Source organism: Pseudomonadota bacterium (assembly GCA_030860485.1).
Taxonomy (GTDB): domain Bacteria; phylum Pseudomonadota; class Gammaproteobacteria; order JACCXJ01; family JACCXJ01; genus JACCXJ01.
The window spans coordinates 1-13,986 of sequence record JALZID010000100.1 but is presented as its reverse complement, the minus strand read 5'-3'; the positions used below and the strand labels follow the sequence as shown (position 1 = coordinate 13,986).

Here is a 13,986-nt window from a genome sequence, read left to right as displayed (position 1 = left end):
GCCGGGGCCTGGCTGGGACCGTGATCCGCCAAGCCCCGGCGGGCCACCCGACGGAGCCATATGCTGAGGAGTCCCCGTTGGGACACAAGCGAGCGGTCGGTCTCGCTACGCGACCGCTCCGGCGGACTACTTGATTCTTATCCGGATCGGTATCCTTACGGTAGGAAAACCAGCTACGTTCTTGATCTCCATTGTGCCCCGAAGCCTTTTAACTCCTGACCGGGCGATTCTCCTCCCCCTCGTGGTGAGTCTAAGCTTGACGTTCTGGGTCTGACCGAACGGGACGTTTGCAACACCGGCAGCGAACGGGATGTTTGCAACACGGGAAGCCAACTGATTTATCCCTGCCGCGTTCCCCGACGTGCCGTCGCTCCGCTGGCGCGAACCTTCGGTCGCGTTCGAGCAGCGCGGCCGGCGGACTGATACATTGATGCGGTTGTTACACGGTTCCACCGTATCCGCCGAGATACAGACGATGAGGACGTCGCAAGCCTTACTTTGACACCGGATCGGTGTGTCGGCGGGATCGGCTTCAACAACGGCCGGTTCTCCGCCCAGACTGGATGTAATCTCCGCGCGAGCAGCGTTCGGATCCACATCCCAGGCCAGCACGGAAACGATGTCAGCCGGCCCAAAGGCGCCGCCGAGCTGAGGGTGCGGGAAGCCTTGGAGGTTCGTAATGACGCCAGCGGGCGAGACGGGCTGGCCGTTGCCCGTGATCAGCGGTTGCATGTTGTTGAAGCGATCGGCCGCCCAGCCTGCGAACTGACGCGTTCTGCAGATCAGGACCGGGAAAGAGGGCACCGGAATGGTTCAGTCCATAGACGTCCGTGTTATCGAAGGTAAACAACTCCAGATCTCCGGTCGCCGCCGAACCCACGGGCAGAAACACGTCATCCCCAGCACCTTGGACATCCTCCTCCAAATACTGCAGAAAGCGCAATGGACCGAGGGGATCCCCGTTCTGTGTGGCAAATGTGTACGCAGTCGTCATGACCTGTGCGCCGGGCGCAATTGAGCTGACCGCCGTCCACAGAATCACGTTCTGGTTGACCCCAATGAACGACCCGGAGCTCGTAACGATGTTCGGGTTATTGGAGTCTGGAACTGGTTCCGACCCGAAAAGCCGGAATCCTCCCCCGTCGATCCCGGGATCGACAAAGCTAGTGTAGTGTCCCTTGAATAACTTTACAGATTATCCCTTCTTGTTTTTCCCTCGGGGCCCCATGTGAGGACTGCCACTTTTCGAGCTGCGTCCGTTCAGCCGTTTCAACTCGATCGACAGCCTCGTGTTCGGCATGACCGTAAGCATAGCAATTGCCAGAGAATCTGTCAAGTTATTTAAGGGACACTCCACTAGCGTAATCAAACACGACGTCCGTAGTGAAGATGTCGTTGGAAGCTAAACGCGCCGCTGTGACGACGGCCGTAAGGGTCTCCCCGCCGGTTTGCACATCGACTCGGTAACTGCCTACCGTACCGTCAGGAACACCATTGCTGATTTCAACGGCATTTGCGCCCAGGGGCACGCTCAGCGCGAGCACGCCGATCGATCGCCAGAATGCGGATGTAAAACGCCCACGTTTGGTGTTTACCATAAAAACCTCCACGCCGATAGCGGTATTTTGACTATAAGAAAGACTCAGGATCGCCGGAGCGACCGCGGCACGCGAAACCGTTCAGCATCCCGCACCGGTTCCAGTGGGCTCCCGCATGGAACCATCAGGCGGCATGAATGCAACCTGATGCGAAAAGCCAAGCATTTTCAACGTCGCCGGCAACGCCGTCCCGTTGTTAGAAAAGCGTCGGTTCGGCGAGAACGCACAAGGTATACCGACTGCGTGACATCCACTGTCAGCCGGCGGAAGTTGGTAGAGCGCGGATGGTGTGCGCCTGTGTGGAGTAGGCCGATCTCGACCGGATACTACGGGAAGCGAGGCGGTGGAGCGTTACCGGGGTTGGATCACCATTCGTTGTCGATTTGACAGCAATTCAGGAAGGCGGCGGCCCGCGCACGGCGGCCATTCAGGTCAGCCGCTTCGCGTGTTCCTTTCCAATGCATCGAGCCGGTCCATGACCTTGCCGAGCGCCGCCTGGATCTCGCCGAGCTTGCGATAGGCCTTCACGTTGACCTCGTAATCGAGCTCGGCGCGTTGGTCCTGGTGGGCGTTCTGGCTTCTGGCTGATGAGGACGAAGCTGGTGATCAGGATCGCCTCGATGGCGAGGATGATCCCGAGGAGGCTGTAGGGATAGGCGTCGAAGACGACGCCGGCGACGATGGCCCCGGGGTCCGTTGCCGATCCGGTTGTCGATAGCACCGCCATTCAGGAATGATGGCACATCGCCCGAGGCCCAGCCACGGGCAAGGGGCTTGGCGGACGTGATCCATCCGCCAGGCCCCAAAGAGGCGACTCGCTGCCTCTCGGCCGCCTTACCTTCTGATCCTGATCGTGAACGGGATCGAATTGACAGTCGTCCCGGCGACGTTCCGGACCTCCATCAGACCTCTCAGTCTCTTCTTTGTGGTCGACTGTACGAATCGGCGGCCCGAGGGCGTGAGCCGGAGTCGAACGGGTGCGGTCTGTCCCGGCGGGACGGCAGCGGCCCCGGACGCAAATAGGCGTCTCCGTTGCCTCACCTGCCTCACCGACGTATCCTCGCTCGAGCGCAGGGCGTTCCTGCCAACGGTCAGGCTGATCCGATTGGTGCAGAGCGCTCCCGGGGACGGAGGTAAGATGCACGTGGCCTGAAACGTACAGTTCCTGCCCTTACAACGGATCTGGCTACCCACGGGGCGGGCCTCGACGGTCTGCTGCGATATCGGGATCCCGCCCAAAGAGGTGGTGATGACGGCACTCGGCGCATTCGGGTCCACGTCCCAGGCCAGCACAGAAACGACATCAGCCGGTCCAAAGACGGGCCCGAGCTGCGGGTGCTGGAGGGCTAACAGGTTGGTAATGACTCCATCAGGCGAGACGGGCTGGCCCGCGCCCGTGATCAGGGGTCGCATGTTGTTGAAACGATCGGCCGCCCAACCAGCGAATGCGGCGTTCAGCAGCTCGGTCCCCGGTAGCAGAGCGCCGGAATGGCTCAGCCCGTACACGTCCGTGTTGTCGAAAGTGAAAAGCTCCAGATCGTTGCCGGCCGCCGTACCCACGGGGAGAAACACATCATCCCCGGCACCTTGGACATCCTCGTCCAGATACTGCAAAAAGCGCAAGGGACCGAGAGCCCCAGTCGCCGCGGTAAATGTGTAGGTGGTTGTCATGACCTGCGCGCCGGGCGCGATAGAGCTGACCGCCGTCCACGAAATGACGTTTTGGTTCACCCCGAAGAATGACCCGGAGCTCGTCACGATGTTGGGGTTATTGGGATCTGCAAATGGACCTGTAACGATATCGGAATTCGAAAGGCTGAATCCAAGCCCGTCATTTCCGGGATCGACAAGGCTCGAATAATCAAATACGACTTCCGTGGTGAAGATGTCGTTGGAAGCGAAACGCGCCGCGGTGACGAATGCCGTGCGGGTCTCCCCACCGGCGGTGACATCCACTCGGTAGTGGCCTACCGTACCCTCAGGGACGCCATTGCTGATTTCCAGGGCATTTGCCCCCATGGGTATGCTCAGCAAGAACACGCCGAGCGATCGCCAGAATGCGGACGTGAAACGCCCACGCTTGGTGTTTACCATATCAAAACCTCCACGCCGATAGCGGTATTATGACTATGAGGAAGGGTCCCGATCGCCGGGGCGGCCCCGGCACGCGAAACTCTCGCACATATTCTAGCATTTTTTTCGCATGGAGCACTCAGGCGGCATGAAAGCAACCGAATGCGAACAGCCTAGGGTTTCCAACGTCCGTAGCAACGCCGTCCCGTTGTCAGAAAAGCGTCGGTTCGGGGAGAATGCACAAGGTATACCGACTGCTTGACGTCCACTGTCAGCCGGCTCGATCCTTCGGTTCCAGCACCGCGAGCCATTCCGCCACCGGATGGTGCGGGAAGCAAGGCGGTGGAGCGTTACTCCGGTCGGATCACCCTGCGATGCGGCCAGGCTGGAAAGCGACGCGAGATCCCCGACGAGCTATACCGCAGGGTCAAGGCCAAAGGACGGCCGGTGAGAGCCATAACCGTTGAGCTACTTCGCGCCTGTGTGGGGGAACCGCCGGAGCAAGACGCCACCCGATCGCCTTCGTTGCACGATCGGATGCGGACCTACTGCGGCGTCGTTGATTTCAGCGGTGATGGACCTGGGCACCAATCCGGAATACTCGGAGGATTTCGGCCTTGACTCGACGGGTCATCGTTGACTCAGACCGCTGGTCGCTTTTCTCGACCTCCGGGAAGCCCACCATGCCTGGATCGCCGAACAAGCAGCTCCTGCGGCTGCTGGACCGGAACAAGAAGCGGCGGGGGGAGCGGGATGTTTGAAGCCGAAGTGCTTGGCGGTGACACGCCCAGCATCTGCATCAGGAGCACGCTCCTTGCGCTAGACCGCGACCCGGCTTGTGCTAACCCAGACGTGTATGTCTCCGCCGTTTCTGATGACGTAGTCGTAGGCTCGCGAAGGCCGTACACGAGGCGTTGGTGAAGTACGTGACGGCGGAAGGAGCGGGATGATTGACAAACCCCAGATCCGATCCGATGATATGTGGCTCTGAACCGATCTTTCGTTAGGAGTCATATGTCTTCTCTCGTTCCACAGTACGACGTTGTTTTGCGCTCAGACTTGCCGCCGCACGAGCGAGACCTGCTTGCTCACGCTTGTTGCAAGATCACCAGTGACTCTAGCCCCGACGTTTATCTTACCGGTCCGACCCTCGGCGCGAGTCTGGCAGTCCCGGCCTGCCGGTACATCCGAGAGCCCGGTTGCCGCCGGGCGGTTCCCGTCGAGGAGGCGCGCTTATGAGCGTTCCGGTCAAGCGCGTGCTGTTCGTCTGCGTCGAAAATGCAAACCGAAGCCAGATGGCCGAGGCATTCGCTCGGATTCACGGCGGAGCGGGCGTGGAGGCCTATAGTGCGGGCTCCCAACCGTCCGGAATCATTAACCCGCAGACCATCGAGGCGATGCGGGAGTTGGGGTACGACCTGAGTCGTCATGCGTCGAAGTCGCTCGCCGAGATCCCGGACGTGGAGTATGACTTCGTGGCGACGATTGGTTGCGGCGATGCTTGCCCGATGATCCATGCCAAGCGGTGGAAGGACTGGAACATCCCGGACCTCCAGCAACCCTCCCAGGACGAGTTTCGGAAGGTGCGCGACTTGGTCGAGAGCAAAGTTAAAGCCGCCCTTGCTGAGCTCGGGGCCATCTAAATCTAATCGGGTAGCCGGGTGTTTAACCCCCAGCCCCCACGACTGAGTTAGAACAGAAGGAGCTCCCAGTGCTGGGCCTCGGCGAACAGTTCCGGCGTGGCCAGACAGCGCACGCACTGCCGGCGACGTTTTATTAGGGGCCATAACCATGAACGATTTAATTGCCGCTACGAAGGACGCGTTTCCAGAATTAAGACATCTGGAACCGCCTTGTTCACGCTCCTCATAGTGTCCTTACCATTCGGGCGCTCCGCCGCAGGCGCAACACTCGATACGGGTGGGTGGTTGGCCCTTACCCGACGGCGACTTGCACCCCGCAAGATACGCCAAGCTTCGCTTGGCACAATAACGAAACAAGATCAGCCGCGCCGAGCTAGAGGTCGGTACTCGGTCCATCGTTGTTGAAGAGAGCCCTTGTAGTAGCTGTTAATCGGACTCCCCGTTTCCACAGTAAAAAGGTCTTCAGCTTAGCGTTCCGTCTCTCTTGTCGTAACGAAGGCCGATAACGAAACCGTTATTAACACTCGTAGGCTTAGATAGAGTTAATTGCCGCAATTCACCATCATCCTGTCGGATACGCTTACCCTGATCCTTCAAGAGACCAAGAATCTCTTCTTCCATATTCTTCCGGTCGCCTTCAATACAGCGTTGAAGGAAGCCTGGCGCGGGCTGAACAAGTCCGCGGTCAGCGGGATAGACCGGGTCATGGCCCGGGACTACGAGCAGGAGCCCGATGCCAACATCGAGGATTTGGTGGAGCGGTTGAAAGGCAAGCGGTATCGTGCCAGGGCGGTGCGACGCCACTATATCCAGAAGGTGGGTGGCAAGCAGCGCCTTGAATTCGCCGATCAATTGCTTTGTCGTGACATTCGAAACCCGTACGGTGACGTAGGCGAACAGATAGCTCGATTTCTGCAACATTCCAACTACGACCCATTTCGCTCCGGATGCTTCCGCAAGCGCAGCGGCGGCTTCCGGTTGATTGAACAGATAGCCTACGCCGGCGTTGGCGCGCACCTGCGCATCCGGCTCGATGGCGGTCAGGTCGTAGCCATTCATCTGGCTCATGGCATCCCGCAGCAGTGGAGCGAGTGACGCCGTTCGTCTCTGCTCTTCCGGCGCGCGTAACCCGGTGATGTCGTTCAGCTCGAAATCAAGGATTGCGACCGATATCTCAGCGCTCGCAGCGGGCGCGAGCATAGGCATAAGAGCTGCCGTCAGCGCGCTCCGCGCCCTGCGAAGTACCGTATCGTTCGACGTTCGCATGTATAGGCCTCGTAGATTTCATAATCGTGTCGTGGCTCGCGGCTGTGGCTCATCGGAGCCGCGATAATGATCACCGACAGACGACCACGCTTGCCGGCCTACGCGCCGCACTCTGGTGCGCGCCGGGTACCCTTCATTCGACAGCGCTGGCCGGAACCCGATCGCGATAGGGCAGGGTGGCCGGTCACCCCTCGGCCAGGTTGATCACCTCGACGGACACGGTGGCCTGTTGTTGGCCGCCGCCGTAGACCACGCCCTTCAAGGGGGTCACGTCGCCGTAATCCCGCCCCCAGGCGACGGTGATGTGGCGATTATCGGGGCAGTGGTTGTTGGTGGGGTCGAAGTCGAACCAGCCGAGACCGGGGTGATACACGGCGAACCAGGCATGCGAGGCATCGGCGCCGATGAGCTTGTCCTGGCCGGGCGGGGGCAGGGTCTCGAGATAGCCGCTGACGTAGCGCGCGGCCAGGCCATGGGCGCGCAGGCAGGCGATGGCCAGGTGGGCGAAGTCCTGGCACACCCCGCGGCGGTGCTCCAGGACCACCGACAGCGGGGTGGTGACGCTGGTGAATCCCGGCACATAGGCGAAATCGCGGTGGATGCGCGCGCTGAGCTCGGCCACGGACTCGAGGAGCAGGCCGCCGGGGCGCAGCGATACCGCCGCGTACCGGGTGATGTCGGCCGCGGCCTCGCAGAGCGGCGAGTCCAGGATGAACTGGCGGGCCTCGAGGCGCTCGGGGTCGAGGTCGTGGCGCAGGACCTCGGCGGCCTCTTCCCAGGGGGCATCCGGCACCTGTCCGGGCCGCTTTGGCGATCCCACCTCGACCTCGCTCGTGGCCGTGACCGAGAGATGGCTGTGACCGCGCTGCATGGAGAAGGAGGCGGTCGGATTGCCGAAGAAGTCCTCCCGCTCCGAGACCAGATCGGGCTCGGGGTCAATCACGAGCGCGTGCGAGAGACAACGCTGGTGCGCCACCGCCCGGGGTCTCAGGTGCGTCTCGTTGTGACAGAGGGCGACCGGCTGCACGTACCGGTACTCCGTGTGATGTACCACGCGGTAGCGCACGGGCCTGTCAGCTTCCCGCCCGCTCGGTCAAGAGGCGCTGTGGAACATAGGTATCTGCCAAGTACCTGGCCGTTAGCTCGTCCGAGCACAGCCGGAGCAGGCGCTCGACCTCGGACAGCACCGGCTCCAGCAAGCGGCGCAAGGTCTCCGTATCGCAAGAGTCCGAGCGGCAGGCGGTATCCGCCAGGCTCACCGCGTTGCCGGCCTCCCGGACCAGCGCGCGCTCGTTGCCGAGCGGGCCAGCCACGGGTCTCGGCAGGGACTCCAGGTGGCCCTGCAGGCACGCCAGCTGGAAGGCGAGCGCGCGCGGATGGGCCAGGTCCATGATCAAGAGCCTCAGCGCCCCGGCCAGATCGGGTACCGGCTGGTAGCGGCGCCGGTAGGTGAGGAGGCTCGCCTGGGCCCGCAAGGTGGCCTCGAGCCGGAGGCCCTCGGGTGCGGGCGAAGGGCCGCGCAGGAGCGTGGCGCGCAGGGCGGCAGAGAGCCCCAGGGCGCGTTCCAGGCGCCGGCCGATGTCGAAGAAGGCAAAGCTCTGACCCCGGATCATTGTGTCGGTGAGGATCCCGGAAAACGCGACCAAGGCCGTGATGAGCGCATCGAGGTGTTGGTGTTCGATGGGCGTGCGGCCGGACAGCGATGTGTGGTGCTCCGGGACCTCGTAAAGCACCCTGAGCGCGTCCTCCTCGAGACGGTCGCGTACCGATTGGGCGGATTGCAACGCCGCATTGAGGTCATGCGTAAGCCCGCCATAGCCCTCGGGCCCGAACACGGCCTCGACGACCTTTGGAACCTCCGCCGGCGGCGGCACCGGGCCGGGTGCGATGGTGCGTGCGAGCACCCCCAGGAGCTCACCGGCACAGGCGAGGCGCTCGAAGTCCCGGTAATCACTACAACAATTAAGGGGACTGCCGGACCACACCTCGAGCGCCGTGCGCAGGAGGCGCAGGGTGCCTTCGGCGCGTTCGGTATAACGCCCGAGCCAGAACAGGTTGTTGGCCGCGTTGCTGGGCAGGACCCGGAGGGCGGGCGCCACGGCGGCGCGCGTCTCCGGGGTCCACAGGCTCACCTGCTGCCCTGGCTCCGAGGCCAGCACCCAGGTGTCCTTGCCGATCGCCCCGGCCTGGTTGGAGATGAGACACGGGCCGCGGTCGGGGGCGGCGCGCGCGAGGCCCCCGGGCATCGCCACATAACCGTCCGGACGCGCCACCAGGAAGCTGCGCAACACCGTCTGGCAGGCCAGGATCCGGGCATCGACCCAGGTAGGGCTGGCCGAGGGGTGCAGGACCTCCTGCCCGACATAGGCATAGGGACGGGCACGGATGCGGTCCGCCCAGGCGTCGCGTTCGCGTGCGCTCAACAGCGGTCCGAACACCGGCCGGCTCCCGAACTCCCGGTAAATGGGCTTGATCACGAGATCGCAAAGGCGCGCGAGCACATGGCTCCGGCCGCCCGGCTCCCCGCACCACCAGGTCATCACCGAGGGCAGATCCAGGCCCCGGCCCAGGAAGTGGCGGGCGATGCGGGGCAGGAAGCAGTTGAGTCCCGGGTTCTCGAGGACGCTGCTGCCGAGCGGGTTGGCGACGGCCACGTTGCCGCGCCGCACCGCCTCGAAGAGCCCCGGGACCCCGAGGCGCGACTCGGGCCACAGCTCAACCGGGTCGCAGTAGTGATCATCGACCCGGCGCAGGATCACATCCACGGGTTCGAGGCCCTGCAGGGCGCGCAACCATACTCGGCCGGAATGCACCGTGAGGTCCTCCCCTTGCGCCAGGGTGAAGCCGAGATAGCCGGCCAGATAGGTCTGTTCGAAATAGGTCTCGTTGAGCGGGCCGGGAGTCAGGAGCACGATGCGCGGCTCGCCGTTCGGCATGCCGTCGCGGTTGGGACACAGCCCCGCCAGCGTCATCCTGAGGCCCTGGAAGAACAGCGACAGTCGATGCACCTGGGCATCGCGAAACAGGCTCGGGAGACAGCGCGAGACGATCATGCGGTTGGCCAGCGCATAGCCGACGCCCGAGGGGCACTGCGTGCGGTCGCTCATGACCTGGAAGCGCCCGTCCGGCGCGCGGCCGAGATCGGCGGCGTACAGCACCAAGGGATGCGCGCTGGGAAAACCGGCACCGGCGCAGGGTCTCAGGAATCCCCCATGGCCATAGATCAACTCGAGCGGGAGGAGGCCCTTCCTGATGAGGTCTCGCGGTCCGTACAGGTCTTTCAGCACCAGGTTCAGGACCTCGGCGCGCTGCACCAGCCCGGACTCGATGCCGGCCCATTCGTGGCTGCTCATGACGAACGGAATGGGGTCGAGCTCCCAGGGCCGGATGCTGCCCTCGGGCTCGCCGTAGACGTGGTAGCTGACCCCGTGCTCGCGCACCAGACGCCGCACCTCGTCGGCGCGGCGCTCGAGCTCGTGCGGGCCCAGGGCGAGGAGTGCCGGTGCGAGGTAGCGCCAGTGTGCGCGTGGGTTCCCGTCCGGCAGGTACATTTCGTCGTAGGTCCCGTGCGCGGGACCGTACTGCGCGGTGCTGAAATAGTCGGCGGTGCTCTGCATGTCCGCTGGCGTTAGCTCATTCCGGGGGCCGGCGCAGATCCAGGGTGCTCGGGTACTCCCTGTTCCGCTCCTCGGCGGGCGGCGCCATGGGGCCCGGGGGATGGCCTTCCGCGTAGAACTTATATTTATTTGTAATTGGCCCGTAGCGCGCGAAATCGGGGGGCGGTTCCAGGACCCCGGGGGTGTGGCCATGGGCCCAGAAGCGGCTCACCCGGCGGGTCTCGGCCTCATAGGCATTGACGGGGAAGATCGCATAGCTGCGCCCCCCGGGGTGGACCACATGATAGGTGCAGCCGCCCACGGCACGCCCGTTCCAGGTATCGATCAGGTCGAACACCAGCGGGGAGTGCACGCCGATGGTCGGGTGCAGCGCGGAAGGGGGGTGCCAAGCCCGGTAGCGCACCCCTGCCACCGCCTCGCCCTGGGTCGCCGTCGCGCCGAGCGGGACGCGCCGGCCGTTGCACGAGAGGACATGGCGTTCGTCGGTGAGCCCGATGGCCTTGACCTGCAGCCGCTCCACGGAGGAATCGACGAAGCGCGCCACGCCGGTGTTGCTCACCTCCTCCCCGAGGACATGCCAGGGCTCGATGGCGGCGCGCAGCTCGATCTCTATCTCACCGATCCGGACCATGCCGTAGCTCGGGAAACGGAACTCGAAGAACGGCGCGAGCCACTCGGGATCGAAAGGATAGCCGGACTCGCAGAGCTCCCCGACCACCTCGCGCACGTCCGCCCATACATAGTGCGGGAGCATGAAGCGGTCGTGCAGGGCCGTGCCCCAGCGCACCAGCTTGTGCTTATAGGGCTTCCGCCAGAAGCGCGCGACGAGGGCGCGCACCAAGAGCATCTGCACCAGGCTCATGCGCGCGTGGGGGGGCATCTCGAAGGCCCTGAGCTCCACCATCCCGAGCCGCCCGGCGGCGCTGTCGGGGGAGTAAAGCTTGTCAATGCAGAACTCGGCGCGGTGGGTGTTGCCGGTGATGTCTACCAGCAGATGGCGCATGAGCCGGTCCACCAGCCAGGGCAGGGCCACCTCGCCCTCCGGCATCTGATTGAAGGCGATCTCCAGCTCGTAGAGGGCCTCGTGGCGCGCCTCGTCGACCCGCGGGCTCTGGCTGGTGGGCCCGACGAAGAGCCCGGCGAACAGGTAGGACAGGCCGGGGTGATGCTGCCAGCAGGTCACCAGGCTCCGAAGCAGATCGGGCCGCCGCAGGAACGGGCTGTCGGCCGGGGTGGCGCCGCCGAGCGTGATGTGATTGCCGCCCTGGGTGCCGGTATGGCGGCCGTCGAGCATGAACTTCTCGGTCCCGAGCCGCGCCAGATGGGCCTCTTCGTACAGGGCCGTGGTCACGGTGACCAAACCCGGCCAGTCACGCGAGGGGTGGATGTTGACTTCGATGACGCCCGGATCCGGGGTCACCAGCAGGCGCTCCAGGCGCGAGTCACGGGGCGGCTCGTAACCCTCCAACGCCACCGGCATCCGAAGCGCCTCTGCGGCCGCCTCGACCGCCGCCACCAGAGCGAGATAATGCTCGAGATAGGCGAGCGGCGGCAGGAACACACACAGCCGTCCATCGCGCGGCTCGACGCAGATCGCCGTCCGGACCACCTTGGCGGCGGTCTGCCGGCGCACATCGGCGGGCCCCTGTTCCATCACGCCTGGCATGGCCTGCCCGCGCGCCAGGACCTGGCTATAGCGCATGGTGACCTCGCCGTGGATGTCCCCGAGCGGCGCGCGCGGCTCGAAGAGGCTGGGCTCGGCGGCGGGCTCACGCTCGTCCGCGGCGACATGGGGCAGGGCTTCCAGCGGCAGGCGCATCCCCATCGGCGCGTCACCGGGCAAGAGGAACAGGTGCCCGCGCCGGAGCTGCCAGGGCGAGCTGCGCCACACGTCCTGACCGTAGTCCCACTCGATCGGCAGAGCGTAACCGACGGGGGTGTCGAGCCCGCGCTCCAGGGCGCGGCGCAGCGTCTCACGCGCCTCCGGGAGCTTCAGCTCGGCCATGAGCGGCTCCTGGTTGATCGGCACACCGCCTTCCTTCCAGAGGTAATACAAGGCGTCCTCGTAGGCCGGGATGGCGTAACGCTCGCCGACGCCTAGGCGCTGCGCCAGATCGGCGGCGAAGCGCGCCGCCTGGGTCGGGCCCATTGTCATCATAGCTGGGCCGTCGCTCCGATGGGGAGCGGCGATGAGCTCGACATTGCGCCACACGGGGGCGCCGTCCTTGCGCCAGAAGCAGCCGAGCGCCCAGCGCGGCAGGGACTCCCCCGGATACCACTTGCCCTGGCCATAGTGCAGGACCCCCCCGGGGGCAAAGCGCCGGCGCAGGCGCTTGATGAGGTCCTCCGCCAGCCGGCGCTTGTGCGCGCCGAGCGCGGTCAGGTTCCACTCCGCCCCCTCCATGTCATCGATGGACACGAAGGTCGGCTCGCCCCCCAGGGTGAGTCGCACGTCATCGCGCGCCAGATCCGCATCGATGGCGCGGCCCAGGGCGTCGATGGCCGCCCAGGCCGCGTCGGTGTACGGCCTGGTGACGCGCGGGTCCTCGTGCAGGCGCGTGACGGTGTTCGTGTGGCTGAGCTCGACCTGACACTCGTCCGTAGAGCCCGTGACCGGCGCGGCGCTCCGCGCATCCGGTGTGCAGGCGAGCGGGATGTGACCTTCGCCTGCGAAGAGACCCGAGGTGGGATCCAGTCCGACCCAGCCGGCGCCCGGGAGATAGACCTCGGCCCAGGCATGGAGATCGGTGAAGTCGCGCTCCGGACCCGAGGGCCCGTCCAGCGACTTGATATCCGGCACCAGCTGCACGAGATAGCCAGAGACGAAGCGTGCGGCCAGGCCCAGGTGCCGCAGCACCTGTACCAGGAGCCAGCCCGAGTCGCGGCACGATCCCAGCGCCTTGCCCAAGGTGTGTTCGCAGCTTTGTATACCGGCCTCCATCCGGACGGTGTAACGGATGTCGCCGCACAGGCACCGGTTGAGAGCGACCAGGAAGTCATTGGTCATGCGCCGCGAGCGGTCGATGCCTGTGATCCACTCCCTGAGCCTGGGACCGTCTTCTCGGACCTTGAGGTAGGGGGCCAAGTCGCGGCGCAACTCGGGTGCGTAGTCGAACGGGACGTGCTCGGCATACTCTTCCAGGAAGAAATCGAAGGGATTGATGACCGTCATGTCGGCCACCACGTCCACTTCGATGGACAAGACCCGAGTCGGCTCGAGAAACACCAGGCGTGCCAGGTAGTTGCCGAACGGGTCCTGCTGCCAGTTGATGAAGTGCTTTTCGGGCGTGACGCGCAGCGAATAGGCGAGGATGGGCGTCCGGGTGTGCGGCGCGGGCCGGAGCCGGATCATGTGCGGCGAGAGGCGCACGCGGCGGTCGTAGCGATACTCGGTCTTGTGGTTCAGGGCGACTCGGATGGCCATGTTCTTGGTCTTTCAGGAGTTGTCTTGCGGTGGGCCCGGACCCAATCGCTTCACGCTCCGTAGGGTGGGTCAGGTGGGCCGTCTGTGCAAGTCGCGGTAGGGATACCGGTTACCCGCCACCCACCGGGTCGCCGGAGGCGGTCACCCGCCCCCGGCTCCCACAGAACGTAGCGTCGTGGGGATTCCGTCCCGGCCGGAACCCGTAGAGAACCCTAGAAAGTCCCCCTCGCAGACCGCATTGAGCACTTCCACCGTCGCCCGCTGGACGATCTTGTCCTCCAGCGTCGGTATACCGATAGGGCGCTCGCGGCCATCGGGCTTCGGGATATAGACCCGCTCCACCGGTTGGGCGTGGTATCCTCCCC

At 64.5% G+C, this 13,986-nt stretch carries 8 protein-coding genes and 1 pseudogene; 2 read left to right on the top strand and 7 right to left on the bottom strand.

Going from position 1 to position 13,986, the window contains the following annotated elements; genetic code table 11:
- Positions 1 to 126 precede the first annotated feature (126 nt).
- The 3 genes from M3461_05940 to M3461_05930 form a co-directional block, all read right to left on the bottom strand.
- On the bottom strand, positions 127 to 732 hold the full coding sequence (locus M3461_05940; GenBank protein MDQ3773924.1) for a hypothetical protein: 606 nt from the start codon (positions 730 to 732) through the stop codon (positions 127 to 129).
- A gap of 605 nt (positions 733 to 1,337) precedes the next feature.
- Positions 1,338 to 1,598 carry a hypothetical protein gene (locus M3461_05935; GenBank protein MDQ3773923.1) on the bottom strand — a complete coding sequence of 87 codons (261 nt, stop codon included), beginning with the start codon at positions 1,596 to 1,598 and terminating at the stop codon, positions 1,338 to 1,340.
- An 834-nt stretch (positions 1,599 to 2,432) separates the two neighbouring features.
- Complete coding sequence (locus tag M3461_05930) at positions 2,433 to 3,692, bottom strand: hypothetical protein (protein ID MDQ3773922.1); 1,260 nt, start codon at positions 3,690 to 3,692, stop codon at positions 2,433 to 2,435.
- A gap of 1,214 nt (positions 3,693 to 4,906) precedes the next feature.
- Between M3461_05930 and M3461_05925 the strand changes: the two genes are divergently transcribed.
- On the top strand, positions 4,907 to 5,314 hold the full coding sequence (locus M3461_05925) for an arsenate reductase ArsC (GenBank protein MDQ3773921.1): 408 nt from the start codon (positions 4,907 to 4,909) through the stop codon (positions 5,312 to 5,314).
- A 546-nt stretch (positions 5,315 to 5,860) separates the two neighbouring features.
- On the top strand, positions 5,861 to 6,409 hold the full coding sequence (locus M3461_05920) for a hypothetical protein (protein ID MDQ3773920.1): 549 nt from the start codon (positions 5,861 to 5,863) through the stop codon (positions 6,407 to 6,409).
- Positions 6,410 to 6,764: 355 nt separating this feature from the next.
- On the opposite strand, the gene M3461_05915 is transcribed toward M3461_05920, so the two are convergent.
- The 4 genes and pseudogenes from M3461_05915 to M3461_05900 form a co-directional block, all read right to left on the bottom strand.
- Positions 6,765 to 7,646, bottom strand: coding sequence for a transglutaminase family protein (locus M3461_05915; protein MDQ3773919.1), 882 nt, complete (start codon positions 7,644 to 7,646; stop codon positions 6,765 to 6,767).
- A 7-nt stretch (positions 7,647 to 7,653) separates the two neighbouring features.
- Complete coding sequence (locus tag M3461_05910; protein MDQ3773918.1) at positions 7,654 to 10,197, bottom strand: circularly permuted type 2 ATP-grasp protein; 2,544 nt, start codon at positions 10,195 to 10,197, stop codon at positions 7,654 to 7,656.
- Between the two features lie 16 nt (positions 10,198 to 10,213).
- Positions 10,214 to 13,621 carry a transglutaminase family protein gene (locus M3461_05905; GenBank protein ID MDQ3773917.1) on the bottom strand — a complete coding sequence of 1,136 codons (3,408 nt, stop codon included), beginning with the start codon at positions 13,619 to 13,621 and terminating at the stop codon, positions 10,214 to 10,216.
- A 169-nt stretch (positions 13,622 to 13,790) separates the two neighbouring features.
- A pseudogene (locus tag M3461_05900) lies at positions 13,791 to 13,986 on the bottom strand (reverse transcriptase domain-containing protein).